This is a genomic window from Bradyrhizobium sp. 35, assembly GCF_023073215.1.
GTDB lineage: Bacteria > Pseudomonadota > Alphaproteobacteria > Rhizobiales > Xanthobacteraceae > Bradyrhizobium > Bradyrhizobium canariense_D.
Genome location: NZ_JADPJC010000157.1, coordinates 123,680 through 140,684 on the forward strand (window position 1 = coordinate 123,680; position 17,005 = coordinate 140,684).

Genomic DNA, 17,005 nt, shown 5'->3' on the forward strand with positions numbered 1-17,005 from the left:
CGACCGCCCAGACCGCTAGCCGCTCGTCACCGTCGCACCTTCTTCGAGATGACAGGCCACCCACTGCTCGGGTCCAGCCGCGCGCAATGTCGGCTCCTCGGTCCGGCAGCGATCGAATACGTATGGGCAACGGGTGTGGAAGCGGCACCCGCTCGGCGGGTTGATCGGACTCGGCACGTCTCCCTTGAGGATGATGGGATTGCGCTGAGCGCCAGGCTCGGGCAGCGGCACCGCCGAGAGCAGCGCCTTGGTGTAAGGATGCTTTGGCGCGGCGAAGATCTCGTAGCGCGGCGCCACCTCGACGATCTTGCCGAGATACATCACCGCGACGCGATGGGTCATGTGCTCGACGATCGCGAGGTCATGGCTGATGAACAGCAGCGCCAGGCCGAACTCGCGCTGCAGATCCTGCAGCAGATTGACGATCTGGGCCTTTACCGAGACGTCGAGCGCCGACACCGCCTCGTCGCAGACGATCAGCTCGGGCTCGGCGGCGAGCGCACGCGCGATGCCGATGCGCTGGCGCTGGCCCCCGGAGAATTCGTGCGGCCTGCGGTTCAGCGCCTCGCGCGGCAGGCGCACGGTGTCCATCAGCGCCGTCACGCGTGTCTCGAGATCGATCGCGGATTTGGCGAGGCCGAAATTGCGGATCGGCTCGGCCAGGATGTCGCGCACGCGCATGCGCGGATTGAGGCTCGAGAACGGGTCCTGGAACACCACCTGCACGCGGCGGCGCATCTGGCGCATCGTGCTCGGATGGGCGTCGTCGATTCGCTGGCCGTCGAGGATGACCTGCCCCGCCGTGATGTCGAACAGGCGCAGGATCGCGCGGCCGACCGTCGATTTACCGCAACCGGACTCGCCGACCAGCGACAGCGTCTCGCCGCGCGCGATCTCGAACGACACGCCATCCACCGCATAGACCCATTCGGACTTGCGGCTGAACAAGCCTTTTTTGACCGGGAAGTGCTTCTTGAGGTCGTTGACCTGGAGCAGCGGGGGACTCATGCCGCGACCGCTCCCTTGGCCGCATAGTGGCAGGCCGCAACGTGACGTGGCCCCTTCTCTTCGAGCCCCGGCGCATACTGCCGGCAGAGATCGGTCGCGAGCGCACAACGTCCGGCGAAGACGCAGCCGACGATGGGCTTGCGCAGATCAGGCACCTGCCCCGGAATCTCTGCAAGCCGCCTCGCGGTGCCGGTCAGCGACGAGCCGAGCCGCGGCACTGCGCCGAGCAGGCCCTGCGTGTAGGGATGACGCGGCGACCGGAACAGGTCCGCCACCGGCGCTTCCTCGACCTTGCGGCCGGCATACATGACCATGACGCGCTCGGCGATCTCGGCGACGACACCGAGATCGTGGGTGATCAGGATGATCGCCGCGCCAACCCGGTGCTTGAGATCCAGCATCAATTTCAGGATCTGCGCCTGGATCGTCACGTCGAGGGCTGTGGTCGGCTCGTCGGCAATGAGAAGCTTTGGATTGCAGGCGAGTGCAATGGCGATCATGACGCGCTGGCGCATGCCGCCGGAGAGCTGATGCGGATATTCCCGCACGCGCCGCTTCGGCTCGGGAATGCCGACCAGAATCAGCATCTCGATCGCGTGCGCCTCGGCGGCCTGCTTGTCCAGCCCCTGGTGAATCATCAGCGTTTCGCGGATCTGACGGCCGACGGTCAGGACCGGGTTGAGGCTGGTCATCGGTTCCTGGAAGATCATCGAGATGTCGTTGCCGCGGATCGCGCGCATCTCGCGATCCGACATTTGCAGCAGGTCCTTGCCCGCGAAGCGGATGCTGCCGGCGATCCTGCCGGGCGGTTCCGGGATCAGCCGCATCAGCGACATCGAGGTCACCGACTTGCCGCAACCGGACTCACCGACGATGGCGAGCATCTCGCCCTCGTTGACATGGAACGACACGCCTTCCACCGCGCGGTTGATGCCGCTGGGCGTGCGGAAGTGGGTCTGGAGATTTTCGACTTCAAGCAGTGCCATCGCGATCAACCCCTCGCCATCACAGGCTCTTGGCCATGCGCGGATCGAGCGCATCGCGAAGGCCATCGCCGAGCAAATTCACGGCGAGCACGGTGACGGACAGAAACGCCGCCGGAAAGAACACGATGTAGGGCTTGACCTGCCACAGCGCCCGCCCCTCGGCCATGATGTTGCCCCAGGACGGAATGGTCGGCGGCGTTCCCGCGCCGATGAAGGACAGGATCGCTTCCGTGATCATCGCACTGGCGCAAATGTAAGTCGCCTGGATCAGCATCGGCGCCAGCGTGTTCGGCAGGATGTGGCGCAGGATGATCATCGGTGTGCGCGTGCCGCAGGCTACCGCTGCATCCACGTAAGGCTGCTCGCGCAGCGACAGCACCACACTACGGACAAGACGGGAAACCCGCGGGATTTCGGCAACCGTAATCGCCAGAATGACGTTGCCGACGCTGCCGCGTGTCAGCGCCATCAGCGCGATCGCCAGCAGGATCGGCGGGATCGACATCAGGCCGTCCATGAAGCGCATCAAGATGCCGTCGGCCCAGCGGATGAAGCCGGAGACGATGCCGATGGCGAGACCGGCCGCGGAGGCGAAGATCGCAACGGACAAGCCGACCGTGAGCGAGACGCGCGCGCCGAACAGCACGCGTGAATAGATGTCGCGACCGAGCACGTCGGAGCCAAACCAGTAAAGCGCCGACGGCGCGCGGGTGCGCTTGGCCGGCGCAAGTGCGGTCGGATCCACCGTGCCAAGATAAGGCGCAAAAATCGCGATCAGGACGAGTATCAGCAGCAACGTGCCACCGATGGCGACGGTGGGATGGCCCCGCAGCAGGCCGATGAAGCCGCGCCGGATCACGACGGGCCGAAGAATCTCCGGCAGTTGCGGCGCGAGGACGAAGCCCGCCGGCAGCGCTTGCGGATTGACGGTCGTGTCGGTCAATAGCGGATCCTCGGGTCAACGAGCGTATAAACGACGTCGATCATCAGATTGACGAGGACGTAGACGAAGCTGAACAGCAGCACGATGCCCTGGATGACGGGATAATCGCGGCGCAGGATCGCGTCGATCGTGAGCCGGCCGAGGCCGGGAATCGCGAACACGCTTTCCGTGACGACCGCGCCGCCGATCAGAAGCGCAATGCCGATCCCGATCACCGTGACGATCGGCACTGCCGCGTTCTTCAGCGCGTGGACGAACAGGATGCCGCCCTGCCCGAGGCCCTTGGCGCGCGCGGTGCGGATATAATCCTGTTGCAGCACTTCGAGCATGGTGGCGCGCGTGATACGCGCGATCAGCGCGATGTAGACACAGCCGAGTGCGATCGACGGCAGGATCAGGTTTTGCAGCCAGGGCCAGAGGCCCTGGGCGAGCGGCGTATAGCCCTGCACGGGAAGCCATTCGAGCTCCAGCGCAAAGACGTAGGCGAGGACATAGCCGACGACGAAGACCGGCAGGGAGAAGCCGAACACGGCAAAGGCCATGATGGCCCGGTCGATCAGGCTTCCCGCCTTCCAGGCCGCCAGCACGCCGAGCGGCACCGCGACCACGATCGTGAGCAGGAGCGTGACCATCATCAGCGACAGCGTCGGCCCGAGACGCTGGCCGATCATGGTCGAGACCGGCAGATTGGTGAAGATCGAGGTGCCGAGATCGCCGTGCAGAATGCGCCAGACCCAGCTGCCGAACTGGATCAGGAAGGGTCGGTCGAGCCCGAGGCTCTGACGGATGCGCTCCACATCCTCCGGACTTGCCTGATCGCCCGCGATCACCACGGCGGGATCCCCCGGCGCGATGTAGAGCAGGCTGAACACGAACAGCGCGACGATCGCCATCACGGGCAAGGTCGAGGCGATACGCCGGAGGATGTAGGAGAGCATCTGGCTTCAGCGCAGGGTCATGCGGATTTCGACACGCCCCAGAAGAACGGCAGCGGCCCTTTCGTGATGCCGGAGACGTTCTTGCGCCAGGCCGTGTAGCTGAGGAAGAAGCCGGTCGGCGCGTAGACGACGTCCTCGAGCGCGACCTTGTTGAGGCGAGCGACCGCGGCCTTCTCCTCGTCGAGGTTCTTGGCCTCGAACCAGGACGTGACCTCCTTCTCGGTGCCGGGGCTGCTCGGCCAGCCGAACCACGCCTTGTCGCCGTTGGCGCGAATGGCGGTGTAGGGCGCCGGATTGATGCAGTCCGAACCTGCATGCCAGGTGTGGAACATGTTCCAGCCGCCCTGCCCGGGCGGTGTCTTCTGCGCGCGGCGGGAGCCGACGGTGCCCCAATCGGTCGCGACGAAGTCGACATTCATGCCGAGCTTCTTCAGGAGATCGGCGGTCACATCGCCGAACGCCTTGGTGATCGGCTGATCCTGCGCCACCAGGCACGTCACCGGCTGGCCGGAATAGCCGCTCTCCGCGAGCAGCTTCTTGGCGGCGTCGAGATCGCGCTTGCCCTTCAAGACTTCGCCGCCCGCCTCGGTGTAGAGCGGCGTATCGGGCGTGAAGAAGCCCGGCAGCGACTTCCACAGCGAATTGTCGTCGCCGACGAGCGCACGCATATAGTCTTCCTGGCTCATCGCCATCAGCACTGCGCGCCGCGCCCGCACGTCGTTGAAGGGCGGATACAGGAAGTTCATGCGGAACGAGCCGACATTGCCGAGGGGATCGCCGATGTCGACGCTGATGTTCTTGTTCTTCTTCAGGACCGGGACGAGGTCCGCGATGGGGTTCTCCCACCAGTCGATCTCGCCGTTTTGCAACGCGGCCGCGGCGGTCGCCGGATCCGGCATCACGATCCATTCGACGCGGTCGAGCAGCATCTGCTTGCCGCCGGCGAGCCACGATGCCTTCTCCTGCCGCGGCACATAGTCGGCGAATTTTTCGAACACGGCTTTGGCGCCCGGGACCCACTCACCCTTGGCGAACTTCATCGGCCCCGAGCCGACATAATCGCCGATCTGCTTGAACGGGTCGGTCTGCGCAATGCGCTCCGGCATGATGAAGGCGCAAGGCGAATTGTTCTTGCCAAGCGCGTAGAGCATCTTCGGGAACGGCTGCTTCAGCACCCATTTGAAGGTGCGGTCGTCGACAGCGGTGAGTTCCTGCTGCAGCGCCTTGAGCATCAGCCCCATCGGATCGCGTGCCGCCCAGCGAGTGAGACTCGCAACGACGTCCTTGCTCAGCACCGGCTCGCCGTCGTGGAATTTGAGCCCCGGCCGCATTTTGAACGTCCAGGTGGTGCCGTCGTCGGTCACTTCCTCGGACTCGACCATCTGCCGCTGCGGCTGCAGCGCGGAATCGACGCCGTAGAGCGTATCCCAGACCAGCGCGGCGGCATTGCGCACGACATATTGCGTGCCCCAGATCGGGTCGAAATTGGCGAGATTTGCTTGCGGCACGAAGCGCAGGGTGCGCGCGGAGGCGCCTTGTGCGATCGCAGGGGCCGAGAGGCCGCTCAATGCCAGACCGCCCGCGCCGGCCAGTCCCTTCAATACGGTCCTGCGATCCATGAAATCCTCCCAATAGTGCCGTGATGCCGGCCATCGTTGGCCAAGAACAGGTGAAACCAGAGCTCATTGGCGTGCAAATGGTATGCCACTAACCAGACCTTCGCCAGCGCGATATCCGCACTAGCTGGGCCAGTCGAGACCTCAAAGCGCGGCCGCCAGCACCGGGCCGGTCTCGATATGCGGGATCGCCTCGACCAGCTTGCGCGTGTAGTCGGTCTTGGGATTGTCGAACAACGCCCGGCTCTCGCCCTGCTCCACGATGCCGCCATTGCGCAGCACGATGGTGCGGTCGCAGAGCATCCGCACCACGTTGAGATCGTGGCTGACGAACAGCAGCGCGATGTCGTTCTCGCGCCGCAGGCGGTCGAGCAGTTGCAGCACCACGGCCTGAACGGAGACGTCGAGCGCAGCGGTCGGCTCGTCCAGCACCAGAAGGCGCGGCCGGCAGGCGATGGCACGGGCGATGCCGACGCGCGCCTTCTGGCCGCCGGAGAGCTGATGCGGAAAGCGCGGCAACAGATCCAGCGGCAGCCCCACGCGATCGGCGCAGTCTTCCACCCGCTTGCGCAGCGCATCGCCCCCACGCATACGATCGAGCCGCATCAGGGGATGGGCGATGCAGTCGAAGGCGGTGAAGCGCGGATTGAGGCTCTCGTTCGGGTCCTGGAACACCATCTGGATATCTTTGCGGAACTGCGAGCGGTGAAAGTCGCGCGACGCCACATGGCCGATCGCCTGGCCGTCGAACACGATCTCGCCCTCGCTCGGGTCGATCAGGCGGCAGATCATGCGCGACGTCGTGCTCTTGCCGGAGCCGGATTCACCGACGAGGCCGACGCTCTCGCCGCCCGCCATCGTCATCGAGAAGTCCGCCACCGCCGCAGCGCCCTCGTCGAAGCGTTTTGCGAGCTTGCGCACCTCCAGCAGCGGCGGAGTCCCGTGGACGGGCTCCCGTCTGGGCCTGCCGATGACAGCCGCGTAGCCTTCCCGCTCCTCTTCCGTCACGAGGTCCGCGATCCCGGAGGTCGCGGTTGGCGACGCCGCCACCAGCCGCCTGGTATAGGCGTGCTGCGGCGCGCCGAAGAGCGTCCTGGGGCTTGCCTCTTCGACGATGCGGCCGCGTTCCATCACCGCGATACGGCGGCAATATCGCGCCGCTAACCCGAGATCGTGCGTGATCAGGATCGTCGCCATGCCGCGCGCGGCGGCAATCTCCGCCAGGAGGTCCATCACCACCTTCTGCGTGGTGACATCGAGTCCGGTCGTTGGCTCATCGGCGATCAAGAGCACGGGATTGCAGGAAATCGCGATCGCGATCATGACGCGCTGGCACATGCCGCCGGAAAGTTCGTGCGGATAGGCGTTCATCCGCGTCTCGGGGTCGCGGATCTGGACGGCGCGCAACAGCTCCAGCGCTTCGGCGCGGGCGGCATCCTTCGATATCCGCTTGTGCGTGAGGATCGCGTCCGCGATCTGCAAACCGATCGCGCGGATCGGATTGAGCGCCGCCCGCGGGTTCTGGAAGATCATCGACATCGCGGCGCCCTGGAGCTGCCGGAGATCGTCACCCCTGAGTTTTGTGACGTCCTGCCCGCGAAACAGTATCTTGCCTGCGGTGACGCGGCCGGCCGCATCGAGCAGCCGCGTCGTGGCAAAACCGGTGACCGACTTACCAGAGCCGCTTTCGCCGACGAGGCCAAGCATCTCGCCGGCTTCGACCGTGAGCGTCACACCGCGCACGGCCTCGACCATCCCTCGTCGCGTCGAGAATTCGACGTGGAGGTCGTCGATCCTGAGCAATTCCTCGCTCATGTGCGCATGCGCGGATCGAGAATGTCCCGCATCCCGTCACCGAGGAGGTTGAAGCACAGCACGGCCATCATCAACGCGAGGCCCGGAAAGGCCACCAGCCACCACCGCCCCGTCGAAATGAAGCGCGCGCCCTCCGCGACCATGATGCCCCATTCCGGCGTCGGCGGCTTGACGCCAAGGCCGATGAAGGACAGGCCGGCGGCGTTCAGGATCGCCCAGCCGAGGTTGAGCGAGATCTGCACCGCCATCGCCGGCAGGATGTTCGGCAACAGGAAGCGCAGCACCACCGAGAAATGGCTCTCGCCGCAGGAACGCGCCGCCTCCACCCAGCCGACATTGCGCCGGACGTTGACCTCGGCACGGGCGAAGCGGATGTAGAAGGGCAGATTGATGATCGCGGTCGCAATCACGATGTTCTCGATCCGGTTGCCGAGCGCCGCAACCATCGCCATCGCCAGCACAAACAGCGGAAAGGCCATCATGACATCGACGAAGCGGCCGACCGAGCGGTCGAGCCTGCCGCCGGCATAGCCGCAGAACGAGCCCACGACGGCGCCGATGACGAAGGAGATGCCGACCGCCGAGACCGCGATGGCGAGGTCGAGCCGTGCCGCAACGACGAGGCGGCTGAACACGTCGCGCCCGAGCTGGTCGGTGCCGGCAAGGTGCGCCGCGCTCGGCGGCTGCAAGGCCTCCGAGACATTGGAGACGATGGGATCATAGGGCACGAGCCACGGTCCGAAGATCGCGACCAGGACGAACAGCAGGACACCGGCCGCGGCGACGCCGGTCAGCGGGTTGCCGCGCAAAATCCAGACCGAATGGCGGAGGGTTGCGCTGATCATCCGATCGACACCCTGGGATCGGCGATGCCGTAGCAGATATCGACGACCAGATTGACCAGCACGAAGATGCCAGCCATCAGCAGCACAAAACCCTGCACCGGCGCATAGTCGGACGACAGCAGCGCATCGAGCGCGTAGGAGGCGACGCCCGGCCAGGAGAACACCTTCTCCACCAGGACATTCGCGCCAAGCATGGTCGAGAACACGATGCCTGCAATGGTGATGACGGGAAGGATCGCATTGCGCAGCGCATAGGTGACGACGACCTTCTGCCAGGACAATCCGACGGAGCGCGCGGTGCGCACGAAATCGCTACCGAGCGAGACCAGCATCGAGGCACGTGTGATCCGCGCCAGCGGCGCGATGACGAACAGGGCCATGCTCAGCGCCGGCAGGATCAACTGCTTGCAGGCCGCCCACCAGCCTTCGATGTCCCCCGCGAGCAGGAAATCGATCGACAGGAACCCAGTGCGCTGCGGCGGCAGTGAGGTGAAGACGTCGATCCGCCCGGTCGGATCAGGCGCAAGACCGAGCAGATAGTAGAACACATAGATCAGCAGCAGGCCCGAGACGAAGGTCGGCACGCAGACGCCGAGCGCACAGAACAGCCGCACGCCGTGATCGACCAGCGATCCCGGTTTCAAGGCTGCGACCACGCCGAGCGGGACCGCCGCGATCAGCGCGATCAGCAGCGCCGTGAAGGTGAGCTCCAGCGAGGCCGGCAGCCGTTCGCGAAGGTCCTTCAGGACCGGCTGGCCGGTCATCATGGAGCGGCCGAGATTGCCGCGCCCGATATCGGACAGATAGAACACGAGCTGCTCCGGTACCGACTTGTCGAGCCCCATCTGCTTGCGGATCTGCTCGATCTCTTCCTTGCCGGCATTGGGCCCCGAGGCGAAGAACACCGCGGGATCTCCGGGGAGGACCCGCATCAGTAGAAAGGTGAAGACCAGCACGCCGAACAACGCCGGCAGCGACGACAGAAGCCGCCTCCCCGCCCGCGCCACCGTCGCACCAAGACCTGTCATCACCTTCAGAGCCTCTGGTTTGCAGACATGATTTCTTGCTCAAGTTACTTTTTGAAGTCACTTGCGGCTGACGTCGCGATAGTCGACCTGACGATGGAATTCATAGGTGTAGCCCTCGATCGACGAGGCCATCACGGCGTCCTGGTTGGGCTGCCACAGCGGGATCTGCGGCATCTCGCTGAAATGGATCGCGTTGAGCTTGCGGCCGGCTTCCTCGTACTTGGCCTTGTCGGGCTCGAAGCGCGCTTCCTGCGCGATCGTCGCCAGCTCCGGATTGTTGATCGAGCTGTAGTTCCAGCGCTGATTGCCGGTGTAGAAATTGCGGTAGAAGTAATCGGTCGAGGGCAGCCAGGCGACGATGCCTTCCGTGAACAAGGGCAGCTTCTTCTCGTTGATTTGCGTGGACATCTGCGCATCCGGCAGCTTCTGGATGTCGACCTTGATCCCGATCTTGGCAAGCGATTCCTTCACGAGGGCCGCCATCGGCTCGGCGGTCGAGGCCTGGCCGACGTTGAAGCTGAAGGTGGTCGAAAAACCCTCCGGGAGTCCAGCAGCTTTCAGATACTCCCTCGCCTTGTCGAGATCGGTCTTCACCGGCGCCTGGAACGGATAGATGCCGTTCAACGGCTTGCCATCCGGCCAAGTCGCACCGAACAGCGGGGCTCCGCGACCGAACAGGGCAGCCTTGAACATGTCCTCATAGGGCAGCGCGAAGGCGACGGCGCGGCGGACGTTGACGTTGTCGAAAGGCGGGATCTGGTTGTTCATCGAGACGAAGGTGATCGAATTGTATTGCGGCGTCGAGATCACCTTGAGCTTGCCCTTGACTTCGAGCGACTGCACGTCGCTGGCCTGGAGATCAACGACGAGATCGGCATCGCCACGCTCGACCAGATTGGCCCGGGTCGCGGGCTCCGGCACGGACTGCACGATCACGCGCTTGAAAAAGGCTGGCTTGTCGGGCGAGCCGCGGTTCCAGGCCTCGTTGCGCTTGATGATCACCTGCTCGCCGGGCTTGAAGCTCTCGATCACATAAGCACCGCTGCCGGCGGTGTGCTCCTTCAGCCAGGCCGTGGCCCATGGATCCTCTGGTGTCGCATGCTCCTTTGCGACTTTCGAGTTGATGATCAGCGGGTAGACGGTCGCGAGATTCGGCAGCGCGAGCTTGTCGGGTTTCGGCAGCGTCACTTCGATTGTGAGGGGATCGATCACCTTGAACTGGTCGGCCGACGTCAGCGATCCCGTCAGCAATTGCGCCTTGCCGAGGATCGGCGCGGTGACGCAGCGATCGAGCGACCATTTCACATCTTCGGCGGTCACGGGCGAGCCGTCCTGGAACTTGGCGTCCTTGCGCAGACGGAATGTCAGCTTCAGTCCGTCCGGACTGACGTCGTAGGATTCGGCGAGCTCGCCGGCGATCTTGTCGAGATCGAACACCCATTTGCCGTTGAGCTGCTTGCGGCCGAACGCCACAAGGCGGTCGTAAGTGCTCATGCTCAGTGCGAAGGATTCCCGCGTCGAGCCCGGGATGTTGGGATCGAGCGTGTTGACCGATGCACCGGTGACATAGCGCAGCGTCTCCACCCTGGTTTGCGCTTGCGCAGGCGCAGCGGCGACAAGCAGAAGCGCAGTGGTGGCGAGCACGGAGGATGCCATCCTGAAAGACACAAAACGCATTCGTTTTCCCCAAAATTTTCGACAAGAACGCCGACAGGACAGGTTAAGAAAGAAGCAAGTTGCGCGCCAGTCTCTTGATGCGCTCTTGTGGACGCTTTGTCGCGGCGGCGCATGGACGATCATCGCGATTCCTCCAAGTTTCGCGCTGCCCGCGTCACCACGGCCTGCGGCACGTCATAGGCGCGAAGCGAGGCCCAATGCCGTTCGACATCGGCACGAAACAGGCCGCGCGTCAGGCCATTCACCAGCTTCGGCGCCGCGGTCGTCATCGCGTTGATCGACGATCCCGACGGACCGAAACTCATGGTGGAGGCGATGGCGAAGAGATGGATATTCGAGATCCACGGCGTATCGCCCGCGACACGCTCGGTGAAGGCATAATCGTCTGCGAGATAGGGAAAGCGACCGAGCCGCGCGCTGCGCTCGCTCTCCGGGGGCTGGTAGCGGTCGGCCCAGGTTGCGATATTGCCGGCAAATGCGCGCAACTCGCCACGGCCGGAAAAATCCATGTCGATGCCGGTGCCGCAGATGACGAAATCCGCAGGTATGGCGCCGCGCGGCGTCTGCAATTCCACACCACGATCGGTCTCGCGGGCCGCCTCGATCGGCGCGCCCTCGTGCAATGTGAAATTGGCGTGATTTGCGCAGCGATCGTAAGTTGCCTGCGGAAAGCCCTCGCGCATCTCGAGGATGGTGCGCATGAAGCGCCAGCGCCAGGCATCGTCGAGATCGCTGAAATGGCGCAGGAAGCCGCGGAAGGTCAGCCAGCGATAGGGCTGGATCAGCTGGATCTGCGCACGACGACACAGCAGGTGCACCTCCGCCGCGCCAGCCTCCAGCGCGGTTGCCGCATTGTCGAAGGCGGATGCGCCGGCGCCGATCACGGCGACGCGCTTGCCGCGAAGGTTTTCGAAGTCGATGTCGTCGGCGACGGTTGCGACCGAGCTCATGGGCAGATGGCTCAGCGGCTCGGGGATCATCCAGTTCCCCATCCCCTCCTGCCCCGTCGCAAGCACGATCTTGCGCGCATGGAGTGTCTCGACGCCATCGCCACGTTTCACGCGTGCGGCCAGCAAACCATCCCGCGCCGGCCGGATTTCCAGAAGCTCGCTCCCGTTGCGCACCGGCAAGCCGACTGTGCGCCGCAGCCAGAGCAGATACTCAGCCCAGTGGCAGCGCGGGATCAGGTCGAGTGTCTGCCAGCTCTCCGTGCCGAAGCGGGCCTCATGCCAGGATTGATAGGTCAGGCTGGGGATGTCGAGGTCAGGTCCCGTATAGTCCTTCGGGCTGCGCAGCGTCGGCATGCGGGCATAGGCGAGCCATGGCCCCTCCTTCCCCTCCTCGGCCTTGTCCAGCAGCAGGATGTTGCTGACGCGGGAGCGCAGCAGGCCGAAGCCGATGGCGATGCCGGATTGGCCGGCGCCGATCACGAGCACATCCAGCGCCGGCTTGCCATCCGGTCCCGTCTTCGGTTCGAGCCAGGCGGCACCGGGATGCGCGATCCGCGCGAGATCGGCGCGAACGTTCGCTTCCAGTTCTGTCAGCGCATCACTCATGCCGCGAGCCAGCCTCCGTCGACCACCATCACGGTGCCGGTCGTAAACGAGGAGGCATCGCTTGCGAGGTGGAGCGCGGCCTGCGCGATCTCATCGGCCTGGCCGAACCGCTTCATGGCATGGCGGTCGCGGGAGGCTTCGCGCACCTCGTCCGCATTGGCGTGGCGCGCAAAGCTGCGGCGAAGCATCGGCGTGTCGATCGCACCGGGCGCGATGGCGTTGACGCGAATGCCGTCCGCCGCGAAATCCACCGCCATCGTCCGGGTCAGGCTGACAATCGCGCCCTTGGCGGCGATATAGGCACTGTTGCCCTTGCCGCCGGCAATCGCAAGCTGCGACGCCAGCGTGATGATCGAACCGCTGTTCTGCCGCTGCATCTGCGGCACGGCTGCCCTCGCCCACAGCCAGGTGCCGCCGACATTGGTGCGGAACACCGCATCCCAATCGGCGGGGTCCGTTGTCAACACGGTGCCGCCACAGGAGAAGCCAGCGGCAGTCATCAGGATATCGAGCTGGCCGTGCCGTGCTACCACATCATTTGCCACCGCCTCGGCGAAATCGGCATCGCCGACGTCGCCAATATGCGTCATGGCCTCGCCGACCAAGCTCAACGTTTCCTGAAGTCCGGCTGGATCGCGATCGACCAGAGCAAGACGTGCGCCCTCTTCCGCGAACAGCTTTGCACTGGCGCGGCCGATGCCGGAGCCTGCGCCCGTGATGATGGCCGTGCGCCCCTGCAGCCGCATCTCAGATCCACTCCTTATGCTGCGTCAACCAGGCGCTCATCGCGGCCGCCGACTCGGCGCAGCCGAACTGCGCGCGCCAGCCGAATTCATCCGCCATCCGGTTCACCGACAGCGGCGCGCGATAGGGCCCATGCAGCTTGATGACGGTTTTCTCGCCGGGCGCCGCGACCCGGCACTCCAGGCCGGGATGCAACGCCGCAAAGGCCTCGCCCCATTGCAGCGCAGGCCAAAGTTCTCCGCGGGAGATGTTGTAGAGCCGGTGGCGCGGCCGCTCGGCTTCGATCAGCAGTGCGACGGCCTCGGCCGCATCCGGCGCGTAGATCCAGTCCCGCATGCCCGCTTCAGGCATGATCGCCGGCTCGCCGCGCGCGAACGCGGCCAAGATCTGGAACTGGAGGCTTGGCGTGTCGCGCACGGAACTCGGTCGCTCCCACGGTCCGAATAGCGCGCTCAGCCGCACATTTAGGAAATCACCGCCGAAGAGCTCGGCGTGACGCGCAACCGATCGCTCCGATGTGAACTTGCTGATCGCGTAGAACGAGACCGGATCGCAAGGCGTGTCCTCGTCCAGAATCTCGACCCGCGCGCCCGCGGCGCCATAGGCCGATGCCGAGGAGAGATTGACGACCCGGCGCACGCCATGCCGGATCGCGGAGAGCAGGATCGGGATCTGCGCCATCACGTTGATCTCGAGAACGCGCGCGGTCGATGCCCTCTCCAGTTCATCACCGGCGGTGATGGCCGCGCCGAGCACGATCGCATCAACTCCTTCGGCGATGAGGGCATCGATGGCATCTGCGTCGGTGATATCGCCCTGCACCGCTTTGAGCCGTGCGCCGTAGTCGGCAAGAGACCGCCGCGCGGATGGCGGCAACTCTGCACGGTCGTACAGCGTCACGTCATGGCCGCGCGCGAGCAGCGCCTCCGCAACATTGAGCCCGACAAAGCCGGTGCCGCCGAAGATGACGATCTTCATCGCGCGCGATCCACCGTCACAGTAGCTTCGCTCCGAAATTGCGCTCGGGATCCATGTCGGCCACGAGCCGCCCCGTCGGCATGGCCGCCTCGCCGCCGCTGCGTGCCAGGAACTGGCCGCTGCCTGCGCTCGCGAGGCACTTGTTGCCATCGATGATCACTCGGCCACGCGACAGCACCGACACCGGCCAGCCCTTCAGCTTGCGGCCTGCAAACGGCGTGTAGCCGGCAAGGTCGTGCATCATCTCATCGGCGATCTCGACCTCGCGATTAGGATCCCAGATTGCAATATCGGCATCGGCGCCGACCGCGATCGAGCCCTTGCGCGGATGCAGATTGTAAATCTTGGCCGGCGCCGTCGACGTCAGTTCGACGAACTTTTCCAGGCCCAGCCGCCCGTTCGACACCATCGCGTCGAACAGCAGCGGCAGGCGCAGCTCCAATCCCGGCAGGCCATTCGCGACCTGCTTGAAGTTCGGATTGGGGCCGGCGCGCAGCTTGCCGGTCTCGTCATAGCGATACGGCGCGTGATCCGACGAGATGGTCTGGAGATCGCCGAGCGACAGCGCCTGCCACAGCGCCTCCTGGTCTGAATGCGTCCGCGGCGGCGGGCTGCACATCCACTTGGCTCCTTCCACCTCGGGCTTGTCGAGATCGGCTGCGGTGAAGAACAGGTATTGCGGACAGGTCTCGGCAAACACCTTCAACCCCTGCCCGCGCGAATCGCGGATCACCTTGGCGCCTTCGGCGGTGGAGACGTGGAAGATCATGATGGGCTGGTCGATCAGCGCAGCCATGCCGATCAACCGGGTAAAGGCTTCCGCCTCCGACACGCGGGCGTGGCTGACGGCGTGATATTTCGGCATTGTGTAGCCGCGCGCGAGCAGGCGCTTCACCATCCAGGCGATGATGCCGTGGTTTTCGGCATGGGCGCACAACATCGCGCCGGACTGGCGCGCGGCAAGAAGGATGTCCAGCAGCGGCTCATCATCCACCTTGAGCCGGTCGTAGGTCATGAAAATCTTGATCGAGGCGTGGCCCTGCTTCACCAGCGCCGGAATGTGCTCCTCGACCGTTTCCCGGGTCGCATCCGCAATGATCATGTGAAAGGCGTAGTCGATCACTGCGCCCTTCTTGGCGAGGGCGTGATAATCCTCCACCACCTGCGGCAGCTTCATGCCGACATGCTGGGCCGCAAACGGGATCACCGTGGTCGTGCCGCCGAAGGCCGCCGAGACGGTCGCGCTCTCGAAGGTGTCGGCGTTCATGATGCCGGCAGCGGACAATTGCTCGATATGGGCGTGGCTGTCGACGCCGCCGGGTAGAACGAGTTTCCCGCGCGCGTCGATCTCGCGCTTCGCAGCCGGAAGCCCGCGGCCGATAGCGGCGATGGTCTCACCGGAGATGGCGACATCGGCTTCAAAGACGTCGGTCGTCGTCGCGACGCGCCCACCGCGAATGATCAGGTCGTAAGCGGGTTCAGTCATGAGGCACTCCATGATAGGCTCAAGTTAAGTGATCGAAATTTTGCAGGAAGACCAGCATGTCCCGACCGCGCATTCTCGTCATCAATCCAAATTCCAACCCTGCGGTCACGCGAGGGCTGGAGGACGCGCTGAAGCCGCTCGGTTTCGAGGGCGGGCCGGAACTGGTCTGCCAGACGCTGGCCGAGGGTCCCTTCGGCATCGAAAGCCAGGCCGATGTCGATGGCGTCGCCATGCCGCTGCGCCGGCTGGTCGAGGGCGACAACAGCTCGGCGGCCTTTGTCATCGCCTGCTACAGCGATCCCGGGCTTCAGGTCTGTCGCGAAGGCACCGACCGGCCCGTGTTCGGCATTGCCGAGTGCGGCGTGCTGACCGCGATGGCCCGCGCCGAGACCTTTGGCGTCATCGCGATCGCCCAGCGCTCGATCCCGCGTCACATGCGCTATCTCAGGCAGATGGGACTGACCGAACGTCTTGCCGGCGAGCGGCCGCTCAACATGAGCGTCGCGGAAACCGCCTCGGGCGAAGGCACGCTGGCCAAAATGATCGAAATCGGCCGCGCGCTGCGCGACGAGGACGGCGCCCGTGCCATCGTGATGGGCTGCGCCGGCATGGCACGGCACCGCCGCCCGCTGGAAGAGGCGCTCGGCATTGCCGTGATCGACCCGACACAGGCGGCCGTCACCATGGCGCTGGGTACGGTGCAGTTCTCGAACCACTAGGCGTCCTTCAGCTCTTTGGCGTCCTGCCGCGCGAGCCATTGCGCGTGGCTCTCCCGGACAAGCGCGAACGTATCCCGCTGCGTCGTGTAGAGATTGCCGAACATGCGGCCGATCGGCCGGTAGGCGTCGAGATCGACATACATGTTGGCCTCGTCGACGAGGCCCTCGCGGGCGTGAACCCGGAGCACCTCGCCGACCAGCAGTTCGCGATCGGGCGAAAAATTTAGGGCGACATGGCGCCGGCATTCGAGCGCAAAGGGTGCCGCGGCGAGGCGCGGCACCTTCACGTCTACAGAGGGAAGCGTCGCCAGCCCTGCCGCGGCGACCTCGCTGTCACCGGACGGGAAATCGACCGCGCAGTCATTCATCGCCGCGGAGAGCGCCTCATCAACCATGTGAACGACGAACTCGCCGTCGCGATGGATGTTGCGGGTGGTGTCCTTCGGGCTGTGATCCGGCTTGTGCTGAAGCCCGAGCACGATCAGCGCCGGAGTCTCCGAAAACACGTTGAAGAAGCTGAACGGCGCGGCGTTGACCGCCCCGTTGGCATCGAGCGTCGTCACCAGCGCAATCGGCCGCGGCACCACCACGCCGCAGAGCAGCTTGTAGCGGTCGCGCGGATCGAGCTCGCGCAAGGATATGCCGGATGTGCTCTGGCCAGTCATC

General features: G+C 64.9%; 15 protein-coding genes. 1 reads left to right on the forward strand and 14 read right to left on the reverse strand.

The genetic code is table 11. From position 1 onward, the window contains the following. Positions 1-15: 15 nt before the first annotated feature. The 13 genes from IVB36_RS32930 to hydA form a co-directional block, all read right to left on the reverse strand. Positions 16-1,008, reverse strand: coding sequence for an oligopeptide/dipeptide ABC transporter ATP-binding protein (locus IVB36_RS32930; RefSeq protein ID WP_018458695.1), 993 nt, complete (start codon positions 1,006-1,008; stop codon positions 16-18). Then, entirely contained in the window at positions 1,005-1,994 is a 990-nt protein-coding gene (locus IVB36_RS32935; RefSeq protein WP_026233639.1) for an ABC transporter ATP-binding protein, read from the reverse strand. Before IVB36_RS32935 ends, IVB36_RS32930 begins: the two co-directional genes overlap by 4 nt. 19 nt (positions 1,995-2,013) lie before the next feature. After that, positions 2,014-2,937 (reverse strand): ABC transporter permease, encoded by a 924-nt coding sequence (locus IVB36_RS32940; protein ID WP_018458693.1) that lies wholly within the window; start codon positions 2,935-2,937, stop codon positions 2,014-2,016. Continuing rightward, on the reverse strand, positions 2,934-3,875 hold the full coding sequence (locus IVB36_RS32945) for an ABC transporter permease (protein WP_085352392.1): 942 nt from the start codon (positions 3,873-3,875) through the stop codon (positions 2,934-2,936). Before IVB36_RS32945 ends, IVB36_RS32940 begins: the two co-directional genes overlap by 4 nt. A 17-nt stretch (positions 3,876-3,892) precedes the next feature. Further along, on the reverse strand, positions 3,893-5,494 hold the full coding sequence (locus tag IVB36_RS32950; RefSeq protein ID WP_247394373.1) for an ABC transporter substrate-binding protein: 1,602 nt from the start codon (positions 5,492-5,494) through the stop codon (positions 3,893-3,895). Between the two features lie 141 nt (positions 5,495-5,635). Then, positions 5,636-7,306: an ABC transporter ATP-binding protein gene (locus tag IVB36_RS32955; protein WP_247394376.1), complete on the reverse strand. Its 1,671-nt coding sequence runs from the start codon at positions 7,304-7,306 to the stop codon at positions 5,636-5,638. After that, complete coding sequence (locus IVB36_RS32960; protein ID WP_247300147.1) at positions 7,303-8,151, reverse strand: ABC transporter permease; 849 nt, start codon at positions 8,149-8,151, stop codon at positions 7,303-7,305. The genes IVB36_RS32955 and IVB36_RS32960 overlap by 4 nt, the downstream gene beginning before the upstream one ends. Next, positions 8,148-9,182 (reverse strand): ABC transporter permease, encoded by a 1,035-nt coding sequence (locus tag IVB36_RS32965; RefSeq protein ID WP_007593101.1) that lies wholly within the window; start codon positions 9,180-9,182, stop codon positions 8,148-8,150. Before IVB36_RS32965 ends, IVB36_RS32960 begins: the two co-directional genes overlap by 4 nt. Positions 9,183-9,236: 54 nt before the next feature. Beyond that, positions 9,237-10,856, reverse strand: a complete 1,620-nt coding sequence (locus IVB36_RS32970) for an ABC transporter substrate-binding protein (protein ID WP_026233638.1) — start codon at positions 10,854-10,856, stop codon at positions 9,237-9,239. Between the two features lie 119 nt (positions 10,857-10,975). Further along, entirely contained in the window at positions 10,976-12,412 is a 1,437-nt protein-coding gene (locus tag IVB36_RS32975) for an NAD(P)/FAD-dependent oxidoreductase (RefSeq protein WP_018458686.1), read from the reverse strand. Continuing rightward, on the reverse strand, positions 12,409-13,158 hold the full coding sequence (locus IVB36_RS32980) for an SDR family oxidoreductase (RefSeq protein WP_018458685.1): 750 nt from the start codon (positions 13,156-13,158) through the stop codon (positions 12,409-12,411). Before IVB36_RS32980 ends, IVB36_RS32975 begins: the two co-directional genes overlap by 4 nt. A 1-nt stretch (position 13,159) precedes the next feature. Then, complete coding sequence (locus IVB36_RS32985) at positions 13,160-14,134, reverse strand: NAD(P)-dependent oxidoreductase (protein ID WP_018458684.1); 975 nt, start codon at positions 14,132-14,134, stop codon at positions 13,160-13,162. A 16-nt stretch (positions 14,135-14,150) separates the two neighbouring features. Continuing rightward, positions 14,151-15,620 carry a dihydropyrimidinase gene (hydA, locus tag IVB36_RS32990; RefSeq protein ID WP_026233637.1) on the reverse strand — a complete coding sequence of 490 codons (1,470 nt, stop codon included), beginning with the start codon at positions 15,618-15,620 and terminating at the stop codon, positions 14,151-14,153. A 56-nt stretch (positions 15,621-15,676) separates the two neighbouring features. Here hydA and IVB36_RS32995 point away from each other — a divergent pair, with 56 nt between their 5' ends. After that, the gene (locus tag IVB36_RS32995; protein WP_094183570.1) at positions 15,677-16,339 is read left to right on the forward strand and encodes an aspartate/glutamate racemase family protein; all 663 of its coding nucleotides are present in this window, start codon (positions 15,677-15,679) and stop codon (positions 16,337-16,339) included. Here the strand turns inward: IVB36_RS32995 and IVB36_RS33000 are convergent. After that, entirely contained in the window at positions 16,336-17,004 is a 669-nt protein-coding gene (locus IVB36_RS33000; protein WP_026233636.1) for a flavin reductase family protein, read from the reverse strand. The two genes, IVB36_RS32995 and IVB36_RS33000, sit on opposite strands and share 4 nt — an antisense overlap. Position 17,005 lies beyond the last annotated feature (1 nt).